The sequence below is a fragment of the Halorientalis marina genome (assembly GCF_023028345.1).
Taxonomy (GTDB): domain Archaea; phylum Halobacteriota; class Halobacteria; order Halobacteriales; family Haloarculaceae; genus Halorientalis; species Halorientalis marina.
Genome location: NZ_CP095487.1, coordinates 942,543 through 968,390 on the forward strand (window position 1 = coordinate 942,543; position 25,848 = coordinate 968,390).

At 68.4% G+C, this 25,848-nt stretch carries 18 protein-coding genes; 9 read left to right on the forward strand and 9 right to left on the reverse strand.

What is annotated here, in order from left to right; genetic code table 11:
* Positions 1-4: 4 nt before the first annotated feature.
* The 4 genes from MUG96_RS04825 to MUG96_RS04840 all read right to left on the reverse strand — a co-directional run bounded on the left by MUG96_RS04825 (position 5) and on the right by MUG96_RS04840 (position 5,984).
* Positions 5-760, reverse strand: coding sequence for a DUF3887 domain-containing protein (locus tag MUG96_RS04825; protein ID WP_246987014.1), 756 nt, complete (start codon positions 758-760; stop codon positions 5-7).
* A gap of 270 nt (positions 761-1,030) precedes the next feature.
* Positions 1,031-2,032, reverse strand: coding sequence for a segregation/condensation protein A (locus MUG96_RS04830; RefSeq protein ID WP_246987016.1), 1,002 nt, complete (start codon positions 2,030-2,032; stop codon positions 1,031-1,033).
* A complete protein-coding gene (gene smc, locus MUG96_RS04835) occupies positions 2,025-5,615 on the reverse strand; it encodes a chromosome segregation protein SMC (protein WP_246987017.1) in 3,591 nt (1,196 codons plus the stop codon). Before smc ends, MUG96_RS04830 begins: the two co-directional genes overlap by 8 nt.
* A 27-nt stretch (positions 5,616-5,642) precedes the next feature.
* The gene (locus MUG96_RS04840) at positions 5,643-5,984 is read right to left on the reverse strand and encodes a DUF7518 family protein (RefSeq protein WP_246987019.1); all 342 of its coding nucleotides are present in this window, start codon (positions 5,982-5,984) and stop codon (positions 5,643-5,645) included.
* 233 nt (positions 5,985-6,217) lie between these two features.
* Here MUG96_RS04840 and MUG96_RS04845 point away from each other — a divergent pair, with 233 nt between their 5' ends.
* Together MUG96_RS04845 and MUG96_RS04850 are read left to right on the forward strand one after the other, a co-directional pair.
* Positions 6,218-8,626, forward strand: a complete 2,409-nt coding sequence (locus MUG96_RS04845) for an outer membrane protein assembly factor BamB family protein (protein WP_246987021.1) — start codon at positions 6,218-6,220, stop codon at positions 8,624-8,626.
* On the forward strand, positions 8,623-9,528 hold the full coding sequence (locus MUG96_RS04850; RefSeq protein ID WP_246987023.1) for a hypothetical protein: 906 nt from the start codon (positions 8,623-8,625) through the stop codon (positions 9,526-9,528). Before MUG96_RS04845 ends, MUG96_RS04850 begins: the two co-directional genes overlap by 4 nt.
* A 79-nt stretch (positions 9,529-9,607) precedes the next feature.
* Here the strand turns inward: MUG96_RS04850 and MUG96_RS04855 are convergent, their stop codons facing one another.
* A complete protein-coding gene (locus MUG96_RS04855; protein WP_246987025.1) occupies positions 9,608-10,270 on the reverse strand; it encodes an RNA ligase partner protein in 663 nt (220 codons plus the stop codon).
* 101 nt (positions 10,271-10,371) lie between these two features.
* Between MUG96_RS04855 and MUG96_RS04860 the strand changes: the two genes are divergently transcribed.
* A complete protein-coding gene (locus MUG96_RS04860; protein ID WP_246987027.1) occupies positions 10,372-11,487 on the forward strand; it encodes an RNA ligase in 1,116 nt (371 codons plus the stop codon).
* Between the two features lie 3 nt (positions 11,488-11,490).
* Here the strand turns inward: MUG96_RS04860 and MUG96_RS04865 are convergent, their stop codons facing one another.
* Positions 11,491-11,796 (reverse strand): DUF6199 family natural product biosynthesis protein, encoded by a 306-nt coding sequence (locus MUG96_RS04865; protein WP_246987029.1) that lies wholly within the window; start codon positions 11,794-11,796, stop codon positions 11,491-11,493.
* Positions 11,797-11,946: 150 nt separating this feature from the next.
* Between MUG96_RS04865 and gatB the strand changes: the two genes are divergently transcribed.
* The 4 genes from gatB to aspS all read left to right on the forward strand — a co-directional run bounded on the left by gatB (position 11,947) and on the right by aspS (position 19,319).
* A complete protein-coding gene (gatB, locus tag MUG96_RS04870; RefSeq protein WP_246987031.1) occupies positions 11,947-13,461 on the forward strand; it encodes an Asp-tRNA(Asn)/Glu-tRNA(Gln) amidotransferase subunit GatB in 1,515 nt (504 codons plus the stop codon).
* Between the two features lie 1,092 nt (positions 13,462-14,553).
* Positions 14,554-17,100 (forward strand): DNA topoisomerase I, encoded by a 2,547-nt coding sequence (locus tag MUG96_RS04875; RefSeq protein WP_246988623.1) that lies wholly within the window; start codon positions 14,554-14,556, stop codon positions 17,098-17,100.
* A 104-nt stretch (positions 17,101-17,204) separates the two neighbouring features.
* The gene (locus MUG96_RS04880; protein ID WP_246987033.1) at positions 17,205-17,912 is read left to right on the forward strand and encodes a phosphoglycerol geranylgeranyltransferase; all 708 of its coding nucleotides are present in this window, start codon (positions 17,205-17,207) and stop codon (positions 17,910-17,912) included.
* Positions 17,913-18,014: 102 nt separating this feature from the next.
* The gene (gene aspS, locus MUG96_RS04885) at positions 18,015-19,319 is read left to right on the forward strand and encodes an aspartate--tRNA(Asn) ligase (protein WP_246987035.1); all 1,305 of its coding nucleotides are present in this window, start codon (positions 18,015-18,017) and stop codon (positions 19,317-19,319) included.
* A gap of 117 nt (positions 19,320-19,436) precedes the next feature.
* Here the strand turns inward: aspS and MUG96_RS04890 are convergent, their stop codons facing one another.
* From MUG96_RS04890 to MUG96_RS04900, 3 genes are all read right to left on the reverse strand, one after another.
* On the reverse strand, positions 19,437-19,964 hold the full coding sequence (locus MUG96_RS04890) for a PIN domain-containing protein (protein ID WP_246987037.1): 528 nt from the start codon (positions 19,962-19,964) through the stop codon (positions 19,437-19,439).
* Complete coding sequence (locus MUG96_RS04895; protein WP_246987039.1) at positions 19,961-20,263, reverse strand: UPF0175 family protein; 303 nt, start codon at positions 20,261-20,263, stop codon at positions 19,961-19,963. Before MUG96_RS04895 ends, MUG96_RS04890 begins: the two co-directional genes overlap by 4 nt.
* A 151-nt stretch (positions 20,264-20,414) precedes the next feature.
* Positions 20,415-21,728: an acyl-CoA thioester hydrolase/BAAT C-terminal domain-containing protein gene (locus MUG96_RS04900; protein ID WP_246987041.1), complete on the reverse strand. Its 1,314-nt coding sequence runs from the start codon at positions 21,726-21,728 to the stop codon at positions 20,415-20,417.
* A gap of 70 nt (positions 21,729-21,798) precedes the next feature.
* Here MUG96_RS04900 and MUG96_RS04905 point away from each other — a divergent pair, with 70 nt between their 5' ends.
* Complete coding sequence (locus tag MUG96_RS04905) at positions 21,799-22,656, forward strand: pantoate kinase (RefSeq protein ID WP_246987043.1); 858 nt, start codon at positions 21,799-21,801, stop codon at positions 22,654-22,656.
* A gap of 62 nt (positions 22,657-22,718) precedes the next feature.
* Complete coding sequence (locus MUG96_RS04910) at positions 22,719-25,817, forward strand: YegP family protein (protein WP_246987045.1); 3,099 nt, start codon at positions 22,719-22,721, stop codon at positions 25,815-25,817.
* The last annotated feature ends 31 nt before the right edge of the window (positions 25,818-25,848 follow it).

Sequence of the window (25,848 nt, forward strand, 5' to 3'; positions counted from 1 at the left end):
GCGGCTATCCCGCGGCTCGCCAGCCCCCACGCGAGGTCCTTGTAGGGCTTTTCGGGCCGACGGTCCCGTCGCGGTCGCTCGGGCCCGAACCGTGGACGAGTACGACGCCTGGCACGAACTCCTCGCCCGTCGGCATCGTCAGCGTCGCCCCCGGCGTACAGCCGTCGGTCGCGCGGATCGACCGCTCCGACTCGGTGAACGCCGACTCGTCGGCGTAGGCCGGCGGCGACCACGCGGTCTCGGCCGGTGCCGGGCGGATGCCGTCGACCTGTCCCCGGTCGTCGAACAACAGCCCGAATCGCGTGCGTCCGTCCGTGTACCTGACCGTGACGAGGACCGTCCGGTACCCCGAGACCGTCGTGACCTCGGTGTCGACGATCCCGACGAACGGCCCCTTCTCGCCGCGGAACGCCGTCCAGATGTCCGCGAGGTCGGCGGCCGCGACCTGCTCGCGCATCGTCGTATCGAAGGACTCCCGAGCGGCCTCGAACTCGCCGTCGGCCATCCGCGAGACGACCGCCTCGGCCGTCTCCCGCAACGCCGCGTCGTCCGGCGTCTCCCCGTCGGTCGGTGTCCCCTCGTCCGGTGTCGCCCCCGTCGTGGTCGCCGCGCTCGTCGGTGCCGCGGTCGCGTCCGTCGGCGGCCGCGTCGTTACGTCGTCCGTCGTCGGGGCCGTCTCGTCCCCCTCACAGCCGGCGAGCAGGACGGCGCCGCCGCTCGCGAGCGCTCGCAGGAGGGTCCGTCGGTCGGCGGGTGCCATGCCCTGCCCTGCGAGTGTCACTCACAAAACAGCGTCGGCTATCGGTGCCGACCAGTCCCGAGAACCGACGACCGTCCGCGGCCAGTCCCTCAGTGCCGGCCGTCGTCCCTGACGTACGCCACCGCTTCCAGGTACGCCTCGACGTCGATCCGCCCCTCGCTCGCCTCAAGGCGCTCCTGGAGTGTCGTCGGAGTCATGTTCACTGTTACCATACGCCACGAGAGTGCTTAGCTCTTTCGGCGGTCGGCTCGCGGCGGGAAAACGGACGTATCAGTCCGCGACGGCTTCTTCCGAGCCCTGGGCGGCGTTGGGGTCCTGCACCCAGAGGTCGCCGAAGAGGTCGTCCTGCTGGAGGCGGACCTGGCCGCGGTGCGCGAGAAAGAGCAGGCCGAGGAACGTCTCGACGCGGGTGCCGCCGGACTCGGCGATCTCGGCGTACAGGACCTCGTCGCGGCCGGCCTCCCACCGTTCGAGGCAGGCACCGTACACGTCGTCGATGATGGTGTCGATGTCCTCGGCGTGGGCCGTCCCGGTCACGTCCGCGACGGTCGGCTCGTCGTCCATCCGGAAGTCGTCGCCGGCGCGGTAGTCGAGTTCCTGTGTCCCCCGCGAGAAGCCCTGTGGCGAGTCGCTGGTGTCGTACTCCCGGGATTCCTTCCACCAGGTGTCCCGTTCGGCCTCCCGGAGGTCGCGGACGAGTTCGTCGAGCGTCTGTGGCATCCCGCGGGCCCGTTTCCGTTCGAGCCGTCGCTCCATCTCGGCGTCGAGTTCGGCGAAGGGGTCCGCGTCCGGGTCGATGGGCGTCTCCTCGCCCCGTGCAGCTGCTTCCCACGGTTCCGGGTCGGGCTCCACGGGCTCGTCGTCGTTCAGCATGACGTCGCTTTTCATCCGCAGGAGGACGCTCGCGTAGAACAGCGCCCGGCCCGAGGTCCGCAGGTCCGCCTCGTCGAGCCGGTCGAGGAACTTGTCCGTCACCGTCACGATGTCGATGTCCCACGGCTCGATCTCGCCGTCCTTGGCGAGCGCGACCAGCACCTCGACGGGCTGGACCTCCGCCTCGTCTTCGCCGTCCGACGTGTCGGCCCGGTCGTCCGCCGACTCCTCGTCGGCGTCTTCGCCCTCACTGCCGAGCATCGACTTCGCGTCGCCCGGCCGCTCGCTCGCTCCCGGGTCGCTTCGCTCCCCGCTCGCGCCGTCCGAGCCTGGCGGCTCGCGCTCCTCGTGGCCGGAGATGTTCAGCATCTCCTCGGGGTCCTCGCCACCGTCAGTCATCGGCAGGCACCTCCTCCTCGGGGTCGCCGTCGCCCGAGAGGTCGATCCCCGTCACCGCCGACACGTTCTCGTCGGCCTGCATCATCACGCCGATGGCCCGCTCGGAGCGTTCGAGCATCGCCGAGCGGTGGGAGACGACGACGAACTGCGCGTCGCCCGCGAGGTCGTCGACCATCTCCCCGACCATCTCCGCGTTCGCGGCGTCGAGGAAGGCGTCGACCTCGTCCAGCGCGTAGAAGGGCGCGGGGTTGTGCCGCTGGATGGCGAAGATGAACGCGAGCGCGGTCAGGGACTTCTCGCCGCCGGACATCGCCGCCAGCCGCTGGATCGGCTTGTCCCCTGGCTGGGCCTTCATCGTCAGCCCGCCCTCGAAGGGGTCGTCCTCGTCTTCGAGGTGCAGCGTCCCGGTGCCGTCAGAGAGCTGCTCGAAGATGTCCTCGAAGTGGCCGTTGATGCTCTCGTAGGCGTCCATGAACGTCGCCTTCTTCTTTGCCTCGTAGGATTCGATGCGCTCGCGGATCCCCTCCGCCTCCTCGACGAGCGTCCCCTTCTTGTCCGTCAGGTCGTCGAGGTCGGCCTGCACCTCGTCGTACTCCTCGATGGCGAGCATGTTCACCGGCTCCAGTTTCTCCATCTCGCTCTCGAGGCGGCCGATGCGCGATTTCACCTCGTGGTGGTCGGGGACCTCTTCGGGGTCGTAGTCGCCGACCTGGGAGTCGAGTTCGTCGATCTCCCACGCCAGCCGGTCGAGTTCCTCGCCGTACTCGTCGAGGTCGCTCTCGACCGCGTTCACCTGCCGCTCCTGCTCGTCGCGAGCCTCGCGAGCGGCTTTCAGGTCGTCTTTCAGGTCCTCCCGGTCGGCCTTGAGGTCCGCGAGTTCTTCTTCGAGTTCCGCGACCGCTGCCTCCTTCTCTTCGAGCAGGGCTTCCTGCTCGTCGATCTCGGCTTCGAGGTCGGCGATGCGCTCCTGCTTTTCGGCCTTGCGGTTCTGGGCGTCCTCGATGTCGTCGTGGAGCTCCTCGATGGCCTCCTCGGCGTACTGTTTCTCCAGTTGGAGCTCGTTCAGGTCGGCGTCGAGGTCGTCCAGTTCGTCCTCGAGGTCGTCGATCTCGGCCCGGACCTCGTCGGCCCGGCTGGTGAGGTCGGGCAGCTCCGAGTCCTCGATCTCGGCCTCCAGTGTCGCGATCTCGGCTTCGATCTCCTCGATCTCGTCGGTCCGCTCGCCGATCTCGGCCTCCAGTTCGTCCATCCGGTCGGAGACCTCCTCGCGTTCGGCTTCGATCTCGTCGAGTTCGGACTCGAGCCGCTCGATGCGCTCCTCGACCTCCTCGCGTTCGGCCGCCAGGCTCTCGATCTCGCTCTCGATCTCGCGGACCTGGTCGGTCGCGTCGGATTTGCGGTCGCGGGCGTCGTCGAGCCGTTCCTCCACGTCACGCAGGTCCGTGCGGATGGACTGGCGCTCGTCTTCGAGGTCGTTGATCCGCTGGGCGACCCGTTCCAGTTGGCCCTGTCCGCCGGAGAACGAATAGCGCGTCCCCTTCGAGGAGCCGCCGGTCATCGCACCGGACTTCTCCACGAGGTCGCCCTCCAGCGTGACCATCCGGTAGTCGCCCATCAGGTCGCGGGCGGTGTCCATGTCCTCGACGACGACCGTGTCGCCGAGCACGTACGCGAAGATGCCGGCGTACTGCTCGTCGAAATCGACGAGGTTGTACGCGAAATCGACCACGCCCGCGCGGTCGGGGAGGGAAGGCAGGGACCGCTGGTGCATCTCCGTCAGCGGCAGGAAGGTCGCTCGCCCGGCGTTCCGGGACTTGAGGTACTCGATACAGTGCTGACCGATACCGTCGTCGTCGACGACGACGTGGGCCAGGCGGCCGCCGGCGGCGGTCTCACAGGCGGTCGCGTACTCGGGGTTCACGCCGCCGAGCTGTCCGACCGTCCCGTGGACGCCCTCTTTGTCGGCGTTGAGGATGGTCGTCACCGCGCGGCCGTACGAGGAGTCGCCGTCCTTGCCCGCCTTGGCCTCCAGTTCCGCGTACTCCTGCTGTTTGGCCGAAATCTCGTCCTCGATCTCGTCGAGGTTCGACTGCAACTCGCGTTTCTCCCGCTTGAGGTCCTCGACGACGCCGGAGATGGTCTCGCGGTTCTGTTCGGCCTTTTCGAGTTCGGTCTCCAGGTCGCCGATCTCGGCCTCGATCTCGGGGATGCGGGCCTCCGCGTCCTCGATCTCCGCTTCCGTCTCGCGTTGCTGGTTCGAGCGCCGGCGCGCCTCGTCGAGCAGCCGGTCCTGCTCGCGCTGGAGGTCGTTTTTTTCGGATTTGGCATCCTCCAGCGCGGCCCGCTTCTCGTCGAGTTCCGCCTTGACTTCCTCGAACTCCTCGCCGAGGTCGTCGATCTTCGCTTCGAGGTCGGCGAGTTCGCCTTCCTCCTCCTGGATGTCGGCTTTGATACCGGATTTCGCGACCTTCGTCTCGCGGATGTCGTCCTCCAGTTCGTCGATGCGCTCCTGCTTGCGGTCGATGGCGACGAACGCCTCGCGGCGCTCGTTTTCCGCGTCCTCGATCCCCGCCTCGGCCGACTCGACGGCGTCCTCGAGCCGGGCGATCTCGCCTTTGATCTCCTCCATCTCGCGTTTGATCGCGAGCTGCTCGTCCTCGCCCTTGCGCTCGATCTCGGCGTTGAGGTCTTCGAGGTCCTCCTCCAGTCGAACGACCTTCCCCTCGCGCTCGTCGAGTTCGCGCTGGAGGGCTTCGAGTTCGGCCTCCAGTTCGTCGACCTCGGCTTCGATCTCGTCGCGTTCCTCGCGTTTGTCCTCCAGCTCTGCGGCCTTCCGGTAGGACTCGTACTCCTCTTTCTCCTCTCTGAGTTCCTGGTACTCCAGGGCCGTCTCGCGTTCGTCTTCGAGCTGGTCGAGGCGAGTCCGCTTCTCCTCGATCCGGAGTTCGGCCTCCTCGATGCGCTCCTGGACGGTTTCGAGTTCCTCGAAGGCGTCCTCCTTCTTGGCGTCGAACTCGGCGACGCCGGCGATCTCGTCGATGATCTCACGCCGGGAGGCGGCGGTCATGTTGATGATCTCGGTCACGTCGCCCTGCATGACGACGTTGTACCCCTCGGGCGCGACGCCGGCCTGGGCCAGCAGGTCCTTGATATCGCCGAGATTGACCGAGCGGCCGTTGATGTAGTAGTACGAGTAGTAGTTGTCCTCGGTCTCCTTGACCCGGCGCTTGATGGAGATCTCCTCGACGCCGCCGACGTCCTCGGTGCCGGCGGCGTTGACGACCTGCGAGCGGTCGAGCGTGCCGTCGGCGTTGTCGAGGATGACCTCGACCTGGGCCTCTCGTTCGCCGTCGCCGCCGCCCTCGCCGTCCTGGTGGCCGGGGTTGTAGATGAGGTCGGTCAGTTTCTCCGCGCGGATGCCCGACGTGCGGGCGAGTCCGAGCGCGAAGAGGATGGCGTCGATGATGTTGGATTTGCCCGAGCCGTTCGGGCCGCTGATCGTCGTGAAGTCCTCGTAGAAGGGGATTCGTGTCTTCCGGCCGAAGCTCTTGAAATCGTCGAGGACGAGCTCTTTGATGTGCATGGGGGTGCTCGTGGACGAGCCCGACCGTCAGGCGATGATGATGTCGCTTTCGCTCTCGTCGGACTCGTTTTCGTCAGCGTCGGGCCCCTCGGATTTAGACGTGTCGGCCGGCTCCGCCGTCGCGTCGGCGGCCGCGTCGGCGGTCTCCGCCTCGACCGCGTCCGGGTCGGCCGTTGCGTCCGGCTCCTGTGGCGGCGTCTCCGCGTTCGCCTTGTCCGCACGCGTGAGCGGGTCTTCGCTGTCGACCGCGTTCTCTAGCTCCCGAATGCGTACCTTGCACTCGACGAGCTCGTCGGTGAGCCCGTCGACGGTCGCTTCCAGTTCTTTGACCCGCGATTCGAGTTCTTCGACTCGATTACCACTCGCCATACCACTACACCCCGACTCCGTCCGCATAAAGTTACGTCAGACATTCACATCCTTTCTGATACGTCCGGCGCGGTCGAAAGCGGTGGTCCTGACCCTCGACCGATCAAGAACTGTGCTCGACCGCGAGTGTCGGGACAATCGATCAAAACACTACTTCGATAGCCAATTTATGATAGTTTGATTAACAAGTGGCAATATTTAATCCGGTTGAAATTCATTGTAACGTATAACTAATGAATGAACAGTCGGGTGGAACGTGGGGAAGGGCTAGCGAGCGGTTCGACAGGCGGACGCTCCTGAAGACCGGGACCTTGGCAGGGGCCAGCCTGGCTGGCCTGACTGTGAGTCCGTCCGCCAGTGCGCAGCGACGAGGCGAGGACCGAATGCGGTGGTCGTTCTCGACGGGCGAGCGGGTGTACTCGTCGCCGACAGTGGTTGGCGGCACCGTGTACGTCGGAAGTTACGACGGCAACGTGTACGCGCTGGATGCGAGCGATGGCACCGAACGGTGGCGCTTCCAGACGGGCAGACCTGTCGCGTCGTCGCCGATGGTGACGGACGGCACCGTGTACATCGGAGGTGGGGACGAGAACGTGTACGCGCTCTCAGCGCCCGATGGGACCGAACGGTGGCGCTTCGAGACGGACGGTCGTGTGGGGTCGTCGCCGACTGTAGCGGATGGCACCGTGTACGTCGGGGGTGAAGACGGGAACGTGTACGCGCTCTCAGCGCCCGATGGGACCGAACGGTGGCGCTTCGAGACGGACGGTCGTGTGGGGTCGTCGCCGACTGTAGCGGATGGCACCGTGTACGTCGGGAGTGAAGACGGGAACGTGTACGCGCTCTCAGCGCCCGATGGGACCGAACAGTGGCGCTTCGAGACGATCGACGAGGTGATTTCGTCGCCGACGGTAGCGGACGGGACTGTCTACGCCGGGAACGCGGACAGTCGGGTGTTCGCGCTTGCGGCGAGCGATGGAGCCGAACAGTGGCGCTTCGTGGCGTACGAGAGTGGTGGTGGGCCCCCCGGCGTCGGTTCGTCACCGACAGTGGCGGACGGCACTGTCTACGTCGGCAGTCTGGACGGCGCTGTGTACGCGGTCTCGGTGAGCGATGGCACTGAACGGTGGCGTTTCCAGACGGACGATGGCGTCCAATCGTCGCCGACAGTAGCGGACGGCGTCGTCTACGTCGGGAGTGGGGACACTCACCTCTACGCGATCGATGCGGGCGACGGGACCGAACAGTGGTTCTTCGAATCGGGATCGCCCGTGTTCTCGTCCCCGACGGTCGCGGACGGGACCGTCTACGTCGGGACCTACGGCGGGAACGTCTACGCGCTGGATGCGGAGATCTCGGGGTCGTCGGACGGATCGCGGGTGACTCTGCGGACGCTTGGTCATCACGAACAGCCTCGCACGGAGGGGACACCCTCGTCAGGTGACGGCAGGCAAGAGTCCCTTCCCGAGTCGTTCGTCGAAGCGGCCGACAGTAAACGGTCGCTGGCGGCCGACATCGACGAACTCGCTGTGTACGTCTCCGAACGGGAGCGGGTCGAAGCGCTCCTCTCGACGTACACCGACGATCTCGAAGCCGGCGCGTTCGACGACGAGCAACTCCCGAGGGACGCTGTCAGACGGCTCATTTTCGGCGAACGCATCTCGAAACGCCTCCTCGAAACGACGACCGCGACGGACGGTGTGGGGAACCAACAGCAGGTGGCCGTCACCACCACCGAATTCATGATCAAACTCGGCGTCTCGGTCGCCCTGTTGCAGGTCTCGATCACCGAACTCCTGGCTGATCCTAGACTGTCCGGGTTAGTCCCCAACGGCGATCTCCTGCGAGCACTCCTCGACGGGGCGTTCGAGGATCTCCTCAGCCTCGGCTTTTCGGAGGCACGCCAGACGGAAGCGGCGACTGCTATCACTGAGATAGTCGACGATCCCTACGCCGATTCGCTGGCCGACGAGTACGGATCGGCCGAAGAGTTCGCCGCCGTCTTCGAGGACCGCGTCTCCGAGACGGCCGCTAACCTCACGCTCCAGCGAACGGTCGAAATCGGCGACGGGTTCGGACCGTTCGGTACACAACTTCCGGCGACGCTCGCCAGCCGACTCACCAATGCAGAGGCCGGGCTCTCCTCGCTCAACGAGAGGTTCTCGTCCGCGACCGTCCGCCGTAACGGGCTCGCCGGAACGGACGAGGGGATGCAAGAAGCGTCGGTCGCTGCGACGAACCAACTGGACCGGGTCGCCTCGACAGCAGAAACGTTTCTGAACGAGCTAGACGCCCGATTGGAGTTCGTAAACATTCTGGAAAACGTCTACAAACTGAGCACCGGGGTCCGGAACGACGAAGAGATCTGGCGGATCGCAGGCCTGGTCGGGACCGTCTTTACACAGGCCGGACTGGCGGTCGCAACTGTGCGAGCCATCGGGTCTTTCGTCGGTAAATTCACGATTCAGGCGCTGATGACGATCCATGCCCGCGGGATTGCGGGCGTACAGCGCGGTGAGCCGGTTACACTCGACGATGTCGTCGACGCCTTGCGACGACAGGACGACGTTTCGGCTGCGATTTCGGAGGTCGACGATCGCTGGGACATCGATCTCGATTCGGCTCCGGGGGTCTCCGGATGAGCGACCACATCGAGTCGCTGGTCGCAGACCTCTCGTCAGCACTGGAAAACCGGGAGTTCGACCGGGCCGAGGGGCTGATAACCGACCTGGAGGAGGCGTACGACGAGCGCCGAGCGAACGAACGGAGGACCGTCGAAGAAACGAAACGACGGTATGCCGAGTCGAGAGGCTACGAAACCGGGCAGAAAGAGACGTTCACCGGTCTGATCAGTGAATCTGGGACGACACAGTTCACCCGCGTCGCCGCGCTGACGCTCGCTGCTTCGGTCACGGACGCACACGAGGAACTCGCTGAGCAGGGACTTCTCGCCGAGCACGTCGACGCAGCTCGGACGAGCCTGGCTGAACTGGCGGCCGCCGAACCGTCGTTCGGGACGACGCTCCAAGCGGTCGACGAGATCGACACGCCGAGCGACGCGGATGGCGGCGATACGGGCGAGGACAGTCCGTTCGAGCCGCCCGATTCGTCTGGTGATTCGGACGCGGAACCTTCCACGCCGACGCCGTCAGCGGGGCCGGTCGAAGACGGTCCGTTCGAACCGCCCGGACCGCCCAGTTCCGCTGGCGAACCGGACTCGGGGACCACCACGGCGACCTCGGGGCCGGCCAATGCCGACGGAAGCACAGGCGAGGACAACCCGATCGGTCCGCCTGGCCTCCCCGGTGATCCGGAGCCGGAGGCCTCCACGGCGACGCAGTCACCGACCCCAGTCGCCGGTGACGCGACCGCCACGACCGGGTCGGAGTCTGCCACGAGCGAGGACGAGTCACCCGAATCCGATGCCGACACCACCACCGGTGACGGCCCTGGCTTCGGACTGTCCAGCACGCTCGCAAGCGTGGGCGGAGTCGGATACCTGTTCTATCGGCGGCTCACCAGCGAACGGGGAGACGACGAGTAGCCCTATTTGAGACCGTCGCCACCACACTCACGGGTCGTGGACTGGAACGCGAGTGCACCCTCCGTGTGGGGGGTCCCAGTCAGTACTCCGTCCGGTCGGACGCCTGGAGGTACTCCTCGAGCAGGACGGGGAAGTCCCGCCCTTTCATGTATCGCAGGCCGAAGTCCTCGGCCCAGTTGATGATACCCTGGTCCTCGGTGACGACGCCGGCGTCGAGTTCCCTGGCGAGGATCAGGAGGTCGAAATCCTCCCGCGAGTCGAGTACGCCCTGACGGAGCGTCGTGCGGTACTCGTCGCGCAGGTCCGAGATGACCTGGTCGACGTGGCTCATGTACTCGTGTTCGGTGACCTCCTCGGCCCTGGACTCCTCGGCCTTCCGGACGGCCTTCTCCGACACCCGGAGGCCACGGTCGACGCGGTCGGACATCTCGTCGATGAACTCGTAGACGATCTCGGCTGGGATCATCACCTCGAATCGCGCGGGGTTTTTCTTGATGATCCAGGTGTTGAGCTTCGAGAACACCTCGTCGTCGACCTCGCGGTCCTCGAGCATCAGCCTGAGCTCCTCGTAGATCGACGGCGGCATATAACAGGAGATGTCGAGGCCGAGTTTCGCCTCCGCGATCAGATCGAGCAGGCGGTGAGCGGCGTCGTTGAGGCTCTCGTCGTCCGCTCGTATCTCCTCGGTCAACACCGTCGACGTGTCGACGACGAACCGCTGTTTGAGCGGGTAGTCGGCCATCACCCGACAGTAGTCACTCGATAGTCAAATAGCCACCTGCCGGGTCGTAGTCGCCGGGAATTCCCGTTACGGTTTTTCCGTCGGGCGGCGTGGACGTACGCATGGAGTACCACCGGCAACTGGGTGTGTCCCGTCCCCAGTTCGAGAGCCTGCTCGACGGCTTCGAGCACCGGGAGTTTCGGGACCTGGAGTACCGCCATCTCCCGGACTATCGGAGTTCGCTCGACCGCGGCACGGTGTTGATCGAAGGGGACGTGGTCGCCGGGTTTCCCAAGATTCCGCGGACGCTGATCCTCGCCGAGGGGGTGCCCCGCTACTTCGACGGCGAACTCGCCGTCGAGGAGAAACTCAACGGCTACAACGTCCGCGTCGCCAGCGTCGCCGACGACCGCATCCTGGCGTTCACCCGGAGCGGGATCGTCTGCCCGTTCACCACCCACAAGGTGAAAGCGATGCTCGACGGCCTCGACGCGTTCTTCGACGACCACCCCGAACTCCAGCTCTGTGGGGAGATCTACGGCCCGGAGAACCCCTACACCGACCACGAGTATCCCGACGTGGACTCGCTCGCCTTTGCCGCTTTCGACGTCCGGGACCGGGCGTCCGGCGACCCCCTGCCCATCGCGAAGCGGAAGGACCTCTGTCGCCAGTACGACTTCCCGGAGGTCCCGTTCCACGGCGTTTTCACGCCCGAGGAGGCCGTCGATGCGCTGCCCGACCTGCTCGACGAACTCGACGCCGAGGGTCGGGAAGGCATCGTGATGAAGGCGCTCGACGACACTCAGTACCTGAAGTACACCACCTCGGCGGCCAACCAGGACGACCTGGCTCACGCGTTCGACCTCCCGTTCGACTACGGTCAGGCGTTCCTCTTTCGCCGCATCATCCGCGAGGGGTTCCAGGCCATCGAGTGGGAGGAGGACGAAGCGACCCGTCGGGAGCGCGCTCACGACCTCGGGGAGTCGATCCTGTTGCCGATGCTCGACACCATCGAGGACGTCCAGGGCGGCGAGACCGTCGGCGAGGAACACACCGTGCGCGCGCCGTCGGACGTGATCGACGACTTGCTCGCCCATCTGGAGGGGATGGGGCTGCACCTGCGGATCGACGAGGACCGCGAGGCCGACGGCGAGCGCGTCGTCACGTTCGTCAAGGAGACGCGCGCGACCAACGACAAGATCGACGCCTACCTCGACGGGCAGATCGTCCGGGAGTGACCGTCAGCCGTCGACGCTCACCGTCTCCGGTTCGTCATCGACCTCGACTTCTTCGTCGCTCTCCGCGGCGGTCGACTCGGCGCGGTCCTCCAGCAGGAGGCCGACGCCGCCGGCCGCGAGCATGCCGACGCCGGCGGCCCGGACGGTCCGGACGTACCAGTCGCTCGGTTCGAGCTCGCCCGCGTTCTCGAAGGGGAACCCCCAGAGCCGGACGTTGAGGTCGAGGTTCCGCTTCGGCGCGACCGCCGCGAACAGTCCCTGTACCAGTAGCCACGCGTAGCTCAGCTTGCGGAGTTTCGGGGTGAACACGACGGCGATACGGCGCGGGTCGACAAGAACCCCTCGTCCGCTCCCGGGCGGCGGGAACGGTGGCGGGCGGCCGCCGGCCCGCTCCGGACCGCGATTGCCGCCATCGCGCGTAGCGTTAGCCTTTAGCCGGCGGCTCTCGAATCGCGGGTAATGACTGCACAGGCTGTCGAAACGGGGGACCTCGTCGCCGTCATCGGGCTGGAGGTCCACGTCCAACTGGAGACGGCCACGAAGATCTTCTGTGGCTGTTCGACCGACGCCGCCGAGGAGCCAAACACCAACACCTGTCCGGTGTGTCTCGGGCTCCCCGGCGCGCTCCCGGTGCTCAACGAGGGGGCCGTCGAGGCGGCGGTCAAGGTCGGGAAGGCCATCGACGCGACGATTCCCGAGGACACCCGGTTCCACCGGAAGAACTACTACTACCCTGACCTGCCCAAGAACTTCCAGATCACCCAGTACGACGCGCCCATCTGCCAGGACGGCGAACTCGAGTTCAGCGTCGGCGGCGACCGCCGTACCGTCGCCATCCGCCGGGCGCACCTCGAAGAGGACCCCGGGAGCATCAAACACGTCCGCAAGGGCCGGGAGGACATCGAGACCCGGACCTGCTCCATCGACCGCGCCGACTACACCCTCGTCGACTACAACCGCGCGGGGACGCCGCTGATGGAGGTCGTCACCGAGCCGGACTTCCGCGACCCCGAGGAGGTCCGGGCCTTCCTCGAAAAACTGGAGGAGGTCCTCGAGTACCTCGGCGTGTTCGATCCCACCCGCGACGGGTCGCTCCGCATCGACGCCAACCTCTCGATGGTCCCCGCCGAGGAGGTCGGCGACGACGGCGACATCGACGAGGCCGTCCTCGAGGACGCGAACCGGACGGAGGTCAAGAACATCTCCAGTCACAAGGGCGCGGAGAAGGCCCTCTCCTTCGAGCGCTCGCGACAGAAGAAGCTCATCGAGTCGGGTCAGGCCGTCGAACAGGAGACGCGCCACTTCAACGAGACCCACGGGAACACCGTCTCGATGCGCTCGAAGGAGGAGGAGAAGGACTACCGCTACTTCCAGGAGGCGGACCTCCCGCCCCTGCAGGTGGCCGGCTGGAAAGACGAGATCGCCATCCCGGAACTGCCGGACGCACGCCGCGAGCGGTTCCAGCGCGAGTACGACCTGAGCGAGGAGGCGGCCTCGAAGCTCACCTCCACGAAGCAGGTGGCGGACTTCTTCGAGGACGTGGCCGAGGCCTACGACCCGGCCCTCGCGGCGACGTGGGTGGCGGACAACCTCCTCGGCGAACTCAACTACCGCGACATCGAGATCACCGAGATCGAGGGCCGACTCGACGAGGTGACGCGGTTGATCGAACTCGTCGCGGCCGACGAGATCACGGCGAAAAACGCCCACGAGACCGTCCTCCGGCGGATGCTCGACGAGGGCAACGACCCGGACGCCATCGTCGAGGCCGAGGGCCTCGGCAAGACCGGTGAGGACGAGATCGCCGCGGCTGTCACCGAAGCCATCGACGAGAACCCCGACGCGGTCGCGGACTACCACGACGGCGAGGGCGGCGCCATCAACTTCCTCGTCGGTCAGGTGATGCAGAAGACCGGCGGCTCTGCGGACCCCGGCGACGTGAACGAGCTGTTGCGGGCGGAGTTGGACGGTTGACGGTCCTGGTTTCGTAGCGTCTGTCTCGAAGACAGTCTTTTCATTCCCGTTGTCGAACCCCGAACGGAAATGGGGTGGGAGTCGGAGAACGCGGAAACGGGAGCGCGCGGTATCACGGCGTCCCGCGGCGGCGTCGTCCGCACAGTCCTGTGTCTGTTCGCGCTGGCGGGATACGGCGCGACGGGCTGGCTGGCGGTTCGCGCGACGGACCTGATCGAGGACGCGGGTGGGACGGTCCCGGACGGCCTGCTGGCGACGCTGAACGCGCCGCCGGAGGGCGTCGTCGGGCCGCTCTTTCTCGTCGCGGCGGTGCTCGCGGGCCACTTCGCGGCCGGCCTGCTGGCACTCGCGCTCGGAATCGGCGGGCCGGCGAGACGGCCGCTCCTCCCGCCGCCGGCGTTCGACGACCGGACGCGTCGCAATCTCAGGCGCGGGGGGGTTCTGCTGGTCGGCGTCGCCGGCATCGCCGCCGGCCTCGCCGCCCTCCCCTTCGTCTCCCGTAGCGGGTTCGAACTCCTCACCGCGGTCGGCGGGGCCAGCGCCATCGTGCTGTTCGTGCTGTATCTGACCGGGGCCTTGCTCGTGCTGTCCCCGCTCGTGCCGCCGGTTTCCTCGACTCGCGCGGGGATGGTCGGCCTCCTCGCCGGCCCGGCGCTGCTGGCGGTCGACGTGGCGGTCAGAAGCGGGGTCGGTGGCGACCCGACGACGCGGTCGGCGGTGGCGCTCGGCGTGGCGCTCGCGGTCACGGTCGGCGTCGCGCGGCCCGTCGCGACCCTCGTGCCGGCGGCTGCGGCGGCGCGCCGCGAGTGGGTCGTCTACGGGCTGGCGCTGCTCGCAGCTCTCGCCGCGTGGTCGGTTGGCGGCATCGTCGCGCCGGCACTTCCGACGCTGTACGGCGCGCTGGCGCTCCTCGTCGCGCTCCCACTCGTCGTACTCCTGCGGGGTATACGTCGTTCGCACGCGCGCGAGCGACGCGTGACTCGCACGCGCCTGGAGCCGCCCCTTCCGGCGGTTTTCCGCTACGAAACCTTTAGAACGTGGCTCCGCTTAGGGGGGTACAATGAGCACCTGCGTACCGGGAGGTGGGTCGCCGTGGAGCTAATCATCACGGAGAAGGACAACGCCGCGCGGCGCATCGCCGAGATTCTCAGCGAGGGCACCGCCGAGACCGAGCGCCGGAACGGCGTCAACGTCTACCGCTGGGGGCAGAAACGGGTCGTCGGCCTCTCGGGGCACGTCGTCGGCGTCGACTTCCCGCCGGAGTACAACGACTGGCGGGACGTGGAGCCGGTCGAACTCATCGACGCCGAGATCACGAAGTCGCCGACGAAAGAGAACATCGTCGCAACCCTCCGCGAGTTGTCGCAGCGGGCCGACGAGGCCGTCATCGCGACGGACTACGACCGCGAGGGCGAGCTCATCGGGAAGGAAGCCTACGAGATCATCCGCGAGGAGACCGACGCGCCGATCAAACGGGTCCGGTTCTCCTCGATCACCGAACGTGAGGTCCGGGACGCCTTCGCCGACCCCGACGACATCGACTTCGACCTCGCGGCGGCCGGCGAGGCGCGTCAGATCATCGACCTCATCTGGGGCGCGGCGCTGACCCGCTTTCTCTCCCTCTCGGCCCGGCAACTGGGCGACGACTTCATCTCCGTCGGCCGGGTCCAGTCGCCGACGCTGAAGCTCATCGTCGACCGCGAGCGCGAGATCGAGGCCTTCGACCCCGAGGACTACTGGGAGCTGTTCGCCGACCTGCACAAAGGGGAGGAGGCCTTCGAGGCGCAGTACTTCTACGACGACGACGGCAGCGAGGCCGAGCGCGTCTGGGACGAGGACAGCGCCGACGCGGCTCACGAGGCCCTGCTCGACGCGGAGGCGGCGACGGTCACGGAGGTCCGCCGGCGCACCCGGACCGACGAGCCGCCCGCGCCGTTCAACACCACACAGTTCATCTCTGCCGCCGGGTCGCTGGGCCACTCCGCACAGCGCGCGATGAGCCTCGCCGAGGAGCTGTACACCGCCGGCTACATCACGTACCCGCGGACGGACAACACGGTCTATCCCGACGACCTCGACCCGGACGACCTCCTCGACGCGTTCACCGACCACCGGACGTTCGGCGAGGACGCCGAGTCGCTGCTCGCGCTGGACGACATCGAGCCGACCGAGGGCGACGAGGAGACGACCGACCACCCGCCGATTCACCCCACGGGTGAACTGCCGAACCGCTCGGAGCTCGACGACGACGAGTGGGAAATCTACGAACTCGTCGTCCGCCGCTTTTTCGCAACCGTCGCGGAGCCGGCGACGTGGGCACACCTCCGGGTCGTCGCCGAGGCAAACGGCCGTCAACTGAAGGCGAACGGCAAGCGCCTCGTGGAACCGGGCTATCACGCGGTCTACCCCTACTCCAGCGCGAGCGAGAACTTCGTGCCCGAGGTCGAGGAGGGCGAGGAACTGGCGGTCTCGGACGTCGAACTGGCGGCCAAACAGACCCAGCCGCCCCGCCGGTACGGCCAGTCGCGGCTGATCGAGACCATGGAGGATATGGGGGTCGGCACGAAGGCGACTCGCCACAACGTGATCGAAAAACTGTACGACCGCGGCTACATCGAGGGGGACCCGCCACAGCCGACGGCGCTGGCGAAGGCGGTCGTCTCGGCTGCCGAGGAGTTCGCGGACCACATCGTCAGCGAGGAGATGACGGCGGAACTGGAGGCCGACATGGCGGCCATCGCCAACGGCGAGGCGACCCTGGAGGAGGTGACCGACGAGTCCCGGGAGATGCTGGAGCGGGTCTTCGACGAACTCCGGGAGTCCCACGAGGAGATCGGCGACTACCTCCAGGAGTCGCTGAAGGCCGACCGGACGCTCGGTCCCTGTCCGGAGAGCGACCACGACCTGCTGATCCGGCAGAGCCGCCACGGCTCTTTCTTCGTCGGCTGTGACGGCTACCCGGACTGTACCTACACGCTCCCGCTGCCGAGTTCGGGCGAACCGCTCGTCCTCGACGAGACCTGCGAGGAGCACGATCTCTCGCACGTGAAGATGCTCGACGGCCGCGACACGTTCGTCCACGGCTGTCCGCAGTGCCGGGCCGACGAGGCCGACGAGAGCGACGACGAGATCATCGGCGCGTGTCCCGAGTGCGGGGAGGGCGCGACGCCGGAGGCGACGCGAGGCGAAGGCGGTGAAACCGCCGGAGCGGGCGGCGAACTCGCCATCAAGCACCTCCGGAGCGGGTCGCGGCTCGTGGGCTGTACGCGCTATCCCGACTGCGAGTACTCGCTGCCGCTCCCCCGGCGGGGCGATATCGAGGTGGTCGAGGAGTACTGCGAGGACCACGACCTGCCCGAACTGGTGGTTCACGACGGCGACGAGCCGTGGGAACTGGGCTGTCCGATCTGCAACTACGCGGAGTACAAGGCCGAGCAGTCCCTTTCGGCCCTCGTCGACCTCGACGGACTGGGCGAGAAGACGGCGGAGAAACTCGCCGACGCCGCCGTCGAGTCGCTCGACGACCTCCGGACGGTCGACGCCGACGAGGTGGCGACGGAGATCCAGGGGGTCAGCGCGGCACAGATTCGCGAGTGGCAGGCCGAGGTCGGGGCGGCCGAGGAAGCCGCCGGCGACTGAGCGGGCGCCACCGCCGGTGCCGTTGCCGCGTGCGGATCCGCCGAACGCCCTTCCCCCGACCGGGTTTCCAAAGCGTTTTGCCCCCCGATGGGAATGGCACGGGTATGAGTGGCCCCTGGACCGAGTGGGACCACGTCCTGAAGATCGACCCGGACAAGACGCTGGTCGACGGGGAGACCTTCGAGGACGTCTGCGAGACCGGGACGGACGCCATCGCGGTCGGTGGCACGACCGGCATGACGGAGGAGAAGATGGAGCGGGTGATCGACGCCACCGGGAAGTACGACGTGCCGGTGTACATCGAGCCGAGCCACTCGGAGGCGGTCGTCCACAGCGACGCGCTGGCGGGCTATCTCGTCCCCATCGTGTTCAACGCCGGCGACGTCGCCTGGATCACGGGCGCACACAAGGAGTGGGCGCGGCTGGACGACGATATCGACTGGGCCCGGACCTGGACGGAGGCGTACATCGTCATGAACCCCGACGCCACCGTCGCGGAGTACACGTCTGCCGACTGTGACCTCGACGCCGACGAGGTCGCCGCCTACGCGGAGGTCGCCGAACAGATGTTCGGCCAGGAGATCGTCTACGTCGAGTACTCCGGACGCCTGGGCGACCCCGAGAAGGTGGCGGCCGCCCACGACGAACTCGACGACGCGACGCTCTTCTACGGCGGCGGCATCCACGACTACGACTCCGCACACCGGATGGCGAGCAACGCGGACGTGATCGTCGTCGGCGACCTCGTCCACGACGAGGGCGTCGACGCGGTCCGGGAGACCGTCGAGGGCGCCCACGACGCCCACGAGTGATCGGGGACGCCACCCTGCCTCCTGCTCACGAGCGAGACGACTCGGCCGTTCCGGCGAGGTGAATGGACGGGGCTTAAGTCCCGTCCACCCGGACCGATGAGCATGGACGACCGAACCTACACTGCAGAGGCCGAGCCGGGCGACACCGTCACTGTCGCCGGCTGGGTCCACGAGATTCGCGATCTGGGCGGGATTGCGTTCCTGATCCTCCGGGACACCACCGGCAAGATACAGATCAAGTTCGAGAAAGACGAGATGGACGACGAGCTGGTCGAGACCGGACTCGACGTCCAGCGCGAGAGCGTCGTCGCCGTCACCGGCGACGTCGAGGAAGAGGAGCGCGCGCCGACCGGCGTCGAGATCACGCCGGACAGCCTCGACGTGGTCGCCGAGGCCGACCCCGAACTCCCGCTCGACCCCTCCGGGAAGGTCGACGCCGAACTCCCGACGCGGCTGGACAACCGCACGCTCGACCTGCGGAAGGACGAGGTCAAGGCCATCTTCGAGATTCGCGCCGAGGTCCTCCGTGCCGTGCGCGAGCAGTTCCGCGACCTCGGCTGTACGGAGATCAACACGCCGAAGATCGTCGCCACCGGGACCGAGGGCGGGACCGAGCTGTTCCCGATCACGTACTTCGGGCGCGAGGCGTTCATGAACCAGAGCCCGCAGCTGTTCAAGCAGCTGATGGTCGGCTCCGGCCTCGAACGTGTGTTCGAGATCGGTCCGATCTTCCGCGCCGAGGAGCACAACACGCCCCGGCACCTCAACGAGGCGACCTCCATCGACTTCGAGTCGGCCTTCTACGACCACTCCGAGGCGATGGACGCCTGCGAAGCCGTCGTGAAAGCCGCGTACGAGGGCGTCGCGGAGAACTGTCAGGCACAGCTCGAGGCCCTGGACCTGCAGGACGACTTCGAGACCCCCGACGGCGACTTCCCGCGCCTGACCTACGAGGAGGCGCTGGACCGCATCAACGCGACGGGCGAACTCGACGAGCCGCTGGTGTGGGGCGACGACCTCCCGACCGAAGCGGAGCACGCCCTCGGACAGGACGTGGGCGAGCACTACTTCATCACGGACTGGCCCAGCGAGATCAAGCCGTTCTACATCAAGGACCACGACGACGACGAGGAGACCTCGACGGGCTTCGACATGATGCATCCGTCGATGGAACTGGTCTCCGGCGGCCAGCGTGAACACCGCTACGACCGCCTCGTCGAGGGCTTCGAGCAGCAGGGGCTCGACCCCGAGGCCTTCGAGTACTACACCAAGATGTTCAAGTACGGGATGCCGCCCCACGCCGGTTGGGGGCTCGGCGGCGAACGCCTCATCATGACGATGCTCGGGCTTGGGAACATCCGTGAGGCTGTGATCTTCCCGCGAGATCGTCAGAGACTGAGCCCGTAGGGCGAAGTCTCTGGGAGCCAACGAGTCGCGAGCAACGCGAGCGTCTCGCAGGACCGGCAGCGGCTGCCGCCATAGGCGACGCCGCTGTCCGTCGAGCGGGAATCTGAAAGCCAGTGATTACTCAGTGGCTCCCACGGCCTGTTCGCGCATTTCTCCGGTGAGGTGGGTCCCGTGGCTGTCGATGCGACGGACGACGCGTTTGGCCTGGCTGGCCGAGAAGTAGCGGTCGACGGCGGCGGCGCGAACGACGACGCCGAACGTCCCGGTGACGGTCGCGCCGAGCCCTTCCGCGACGGTCCGCAGGCGGCGGTCATCGGAAATCAGGCCGACGGGGGAGTCGCGGTCGGTGTCGTCGCGCTCCTCGACGGTCGCGAGAACGCCCTCGATGAGATCCGTATCGCTGTTTCGCTCGGACTCGCCGAGGACCTGGAGCGCCTCGTCGTGCCACCCGGTGTCGACGGGGCCCTCGTCTACCCCGTTCTCCGAGCGGAAGCGGTCGAGATTCGTCCGGGCGGGTTCGGCAGTGACCTCGGCACGTACCGACTCGGGGATGGCGAGCCGGCCGGCGAAGGAATCGAGCAGTTGCAGTTCGCCCACCTGCCCGAGCGCGACGAGCGTGGTGGCGCCGACGAAGACGCGGCTCATAGCTCCTGGGCGGCCTCGGCGTCGCGCCGGAGGTCCTCGGCGGTCAGTTGCGTCGTGAGATTGCGCTCGCGGGCGATCTCGAGCCACTCGGCGACCGAGACGCCGGCGATGCGTGCGGCCTCGTTGCTGGAGACGTCGCCCTGCTGGTAGCGGCCGACGGCCTCCCGGACCCGGAGTTCCGTCAGTCCCTCTTCGAGGGCCTTCCGGATGGTCGTACTGCGGTCCCCGTCCAGTAGCTCCGCGACTCGCTCCAGTTCCGCGAACGCCTCGTCGTCGATGCGCGCGCTGATTGTCGGCATGTATGCGTCGTCTTCGAGCGCAAACAAGAAGGTCGGGGGCGATTCGGGCCGCGAAAGCGGACACGGTCGGTCACCGCCGCGGTCTCGCTGGGCTCGCGGGTCGTTCCTCCTCGCTCGCTCGACCGGGGCGTCTCGGTCCGTTCGCCGTTCCTCACTCCTCGACGAGGCCGTGCCGGAGGGTATCGAGGGTCCGGTCCCAGGCGAGGCGGTCGGCGCGGGCGTAGCCGGCGGGGGTGCCCCCCATCGCGAGCAGGAGAGGGAAGCCGGGCAGGGCCATCCCGCGGGTCGCGCGCTCGGTGGTGGGGTGGGAGGGAACCTTGATGTCGTGGCCGGCACCCGGGACCCGCAGGTGGCCGTAGCGGTGGGGGTACTCGGTGGCGTCGAGACGGGCCATCGCCCGCGTGGCGAGGTCGGGGGCGGGCCAGACCCGGTCGTCGCCGCCGGTGACGAACTGGACGGGCCCGCCGATCTCCTCGACGGGGATGGTAGCCGCGTCGAGGGTCGCGTCGGGCGTCTCGCGGAGGCCGCGCTCGAACAGGGGGCGGAGCGCGAGCGGGGTTCGCCGGAGCCAGTGGTAGCCGGCCCGCAGTCGGAACGCCGGCGGCGGCGAGAGCGGGACGTACGGGTAGGGGTCGCCGTCGACCGCCCAGGCCGAGCCGGGGTCCTCGGTCACGGCGTTGCCCTGGAAGACGACCGACGAGGGGACGTAGGCGACGACGGCTCGGACGCGGTCACACCGTGCGCCGGTCAGCAGGGCGAGTTCGCCGCCGCGCGACCAGCCCACGACGCCCAGCGGCGGGTCCGCGACCGCGCCGGCGTCGGCCAGCCACCCGACGGCCCCGTCGATGTATTCGAGGGGGACCTCGACCAGCCGGGAGGGGCGCCCGTCGACGCCGAAGTACGCGAGCGCGAGGACGGCGAACCCGCGGGAGGCCAGTAGCGAGGCCGCCCGGCGCGACGGGAAGCCGCCGCTAGACCCGCCGAGCAGGAGGACGCCCGGATGCGGTCCCGTTCCCGGTGGCTCGAACAGTTCGGCGACGAGGTCGCTGTCGGCCACGCGCCGGCGCGTGACGCCGGAGCTGGCGAAGCGGCGCTCGACGGTTGCGGTGGCGAGGGTCCGGCCGTCCAGCGAGGCGGTCAGCGAGACGTTCCCGTCCGACTCGACCCGGTCGCTGGCGGCGGGGCGGTCGCCGACGCGGCGGGCGGACCAGACGAGTCCCATCGCGTCGGCCCGTCCGTAGGTGCCCGCGAGCGGTGCCTGCTCGCCGAGGTCCGCGCGGCCGTCGGTGTCGGTCCGGACGACGGCGTGGGACGCCCACATCGCGCCGTCGAGCGGGAACCGTGCGCGGACGGTCACCGTCCGCCGCGGCGGGAAGTCGCGGAGTCGAACCGCGAACCGTTCGTCGAGCAGACAGTGGTCGGGGGCGAGGAGCGTCGGGTCGGTGCCGTCTGCATCGGTCGGCATTCGCTCGGCAATCCCGCCGCCGGCCACATAACGACCACCATTTACGTGCCCGGGGACCCGACGGGGAGGCATGACTGACGCGGAGGCGTTCGTGCCGGGGCACGTGACCGGTTTCTTCTCCATTCACCGCAACGAGGCCGACCCGACGAAGACCGGGTCCCGCGGTGCGGGGCTGGCACTGACCGACGGCGTGACGGTCACGGTCGAACGGGCCGCGGAGCCGTCGGTGGCACTCAACGGCGTCGCGGTCGAGATGGACGCCGTCGAGACGGTTCTCGATACGCTGCAGGCGTCCGCCCGCGTAGAGGCCGAGACGCCGCTGCCGGTCGGCTCCGGGTTCGGCGTCTCGGGCGCGACGACGCTCGGGACGGCCTTGGCGGTCAACGCCGCCTTCGATCGTGGGCTCTCGGAGAACGAACTCGTGACCATCGCCCACGGCGCGGAGGTGCAGGCGGGGACGGGGCTCGGTGACGTGGTCGCGCAGGCCCGGGGCGGCGCCCCCATTCGACTGGAACCCGGCGGGCCACACGACAACCAGCTCGACGGCGTGCCCGAGCGCGCCCGCGTCGAGTACCACACGATGGGCGAACTCCCGACCGAGGAGGTCATCTCCGGGGACTCGGAGCTGTTGAACCACGCGGGCAAGCGGGCGCTCTCGCGGCTCGTCGAGGAGCCGACGCTGGCCTCGTTCATGCGCGCCTCCCGGCAGTTCGCCCGCGAGGCGGAGTTGCTGACGCCCGAAATCCGGGACGTGATCCTCGACGTGAACGAGGCCGACGGCCAGTCGTCGATGGCGATGCTGGGGAAGACGGTGTTCGCGCTGGGCCACGGCCTCTCCGACGCGGGGTACGACCCGGCGACCTGCTGGATCGACCCGACGGGCGCACGCATGGCGACGCCGGACGACGAGAGCCCCGACCCGGTCTGACCCCGCGAACGGACCCCACATTTAACGTCACCACCTCGCTTACCGACGGGGTAGGTGACAGAATGGCAACCGGATCCCGCCCCGACAGCGTGTTCTACGGGGTGTACGACAAGTACGTGGGGGAAGCGCGCACGAAGCCCCAGGTGTACGGGTACTGGGTGTTCGTGCTGGGGCTGCTCTCGGCCATCGCCGCTGGCGGCGTCCTCGCGGTCGGAACCGCCGTCGACCTCGGGCTCGCGCCGCTCGCCCTCGAGGAGATCGTCGTCGTTCTCGGGGGCTGTGCCGGCATCGGTCTGTTGCTCGGTGCCGTCCTGCAACTCCCCCTGCGACGGCGGGCGATCTACGTCGCCGTGCTCGGTTCGGTCGCGTCGCTCGCGGCCGTCGGCTTCTTCTTCCGGCTCTATCCCCGTAGCTGGAACCTCGCGACCACGCCGAGTCGGGCCGTCGCGGCGGCCTACGTCGGCGGGCTGGGCGTCGTCGCGGTCGTCGCGGCGCTCATCCCCGTGGTGACCGGCCGCCGGAGCCTCCTGCTCGACGAGGAGCCGGCCGAGACGCTGTCCTGGATGGTCGACGAGGAGGCGACGGCGTCGGGATCGGCGTCGGCGGTCATGCTCGGCGAGGCCACCCGTGACGGCGTGTTCGCCGTCTTCCCGAGCGATGGGGGCTGGCGCTGGTGGTTCGTCGAACAGGCGGCGGTCGCCGACAGCGTCCGCGACTACGAGACACAGACGAAGGCGGAACTCGCCCTCGACGGCATCAAGGAGAAGGTCGAGGCGGCGAGCCTGCTCGAGATCACTCACGCCGCGTTCCGGCTGTACAGGGCCGACGGCTCGGCGGACGGAACCGACGGCGCGTACCGCTGGCGGCTGGTCGACGAGGACGGGATCGCGCTCGCCGACAGCGACGGCCCCTACGACACCCGCGGCCGCGCCGAAAACGCCGTGAACCTCCTGAAGGAACACGGTCCCAACGCGGCCCGGCTGGACGTGAACGACGGCGCGTTCGAGCTGTACGGGAGCAACGCCGGCGACGCGAGCGGCGCTTCTGCGGACGACGGCGAGCGTGTGTGGCGCTGGCGCCTCGTCGACGAGGACCGCGGGACGCTCGCCGCCGGCCCGGGCGGGTACGACGAGCGCGCAGCCGCCGAGGAGGCGCTGGCGGCCGCCCGCCAACGGATCCCGTCGGCGCCGCTGATGGACGTCGAGTACGTCGGATTCGAGTTGATCAAGGTCGACGGTGGGAGCGCCAGCTCGCCGGCTGACGCCGACGGGGAGTGGCGCTGGCGGCTGGTCGATGCGGCCGACGACCCGATCCTGGAGAGCGCGGCGACATTCCCCGACCGCGAGGCCGCCGAGGCGTCGGTCGCCCGGCTCGCGGAGGGGGCCATCGACGCGCCCTTCCTCGAAACGGGGTCGCCGGCCTACGAGGTGGTCGCCCACGAGGACGGCGGCTGGGGTTGGCGACTGGTCGACGACGACGCGTCGGTCGTCGCGACCTGCGAGGAGCCGGTCCCGTCCGCGGAGAGCGGGCGCACGGTCGTCGGCCGCATCAAAGACGTCGTTGCGGACGCGTCGGTGATCGACCTCGACGACGCGGCGTTCGAGGTCTACCCCGAGGGGGACCGCTGGGCCTGGCGGCTGGTGACCGAGGACCGTGAAACGGTCGCGGAGTGCCCACAGACGGGCTACGAGGCGGAGGCCGCGGCACAGGCGGCCGTCGAGCGCGTCCGCGAGGAGATCGAGCGGGCCGACCGTATCGAGTTCGACTCGTCGGCGTTTCATCTCTACGAGGCCCCCGACGGCGGGTGGAACTGGCGGCTGGTCGACGGCGACGGGAGCGTCGTCTCCGACAGCGGTCAGGAACACGCCTCGAAGGAGGACGCCGCGGCGGCGATGAACACGATGAAAGAACACGCGCCGGACGCCGACCTCGTCGAGATCGAGACGGCGACGCTCGAACTGTACGAGGCCGACGGGAACGGCGGAGGATCGTCGGACGGGGCCCACGGTGCGTGGCACTGGCGGCTGGTCGGTGCCGACGGGGAGACGCTGGCGACCAGCCCCGGCCGGTACGGGTCGGCCGACGCGGCCCGGGAGGGGATGGAGACCCTCGAACTGCTCGCGCCCAACGCCGACGGGCGGACGATGGACGCCGCGGCGTTCCAGGTGTACACCGGCGCGGGCGAGGACCGCCGGTGGCGCTGGCGACTCATCCACCCCGACGGAACCATCGTCGCCCGGAGCGAGGACGGGTTCGCGTCCAGGGAGGACGCCGAGGCGGCCGCCGAGTCCGTCGCGGCCTTCGCTGCCGACGCGACGGTCCACACCATCGAGGACATCGCGGTCCGGTTCGGGACCAGAGAGCGGACGGTCGACGACGAGGGGACGACCGTCACCGAGTGGAACTGGGAGGTCGTCGACGGCGACCGGAGTCGACTCGCGACCGGAACCGAGGTCTTCGACTCCCGCGACGGGGTCGCCGAGCGGGGCCGGCTGTTCCGCGACCACGCCGGGGCGGCCAGCGTCTTCCGGGCCGACCCCGTCGCTTTCCGGCTGGAGGAGGGCTCGGGGGGTGTCGCGAGCGGAGCGAGTGACGCCTCGTCGGACTCGTCCGACGGTGGGTGGCACTGGCGGCTGGTGGACTTCGACCGGAACACGCTGGCCGTCGGGACCCGGACGCACGACGAGCGCGCGGACGTCCGGGCGGACCTCGAGCGGGTGCAGGAGCTGGCGACCGACGCGGACCTGCTCGATTTCGACGTGGCGGCCTTCGAGATCGTCGAGGACGGCCACGGCTGGCGCTGGCGGTTCATCGACACCGCCGGGACCGTCATCGGCAGGAGTGGGTCGACCTTCGGCAGCCGGCGCGAGGCCCAGCGCGCGCTCGGCCACCTCCGGGCCAGCCTCTCGGATGCGAGCCTGCTCGACATCGACTCGCCGGCCTTCGAGCTCCACGAGGACGACGGCGGAGACGGCGAGGACACGACTGCCGACGCGCCGCTTGAGCCCTCTGGCGGCGGCTGGCGGTGGCGGCTGGTCGACACCGACGGCTCGACGCTCGCGGAGAGCATGCGGACCTACCCGACGCGGCGTGAGGCACGCGAGGCGCTGGACTCGCTTCGGTCGTTCGGCGGCGACGCCGCGACCGCGGTCGAGGCCTGACTCTCACGCTCGCTGAGGGAACGCGTGATTT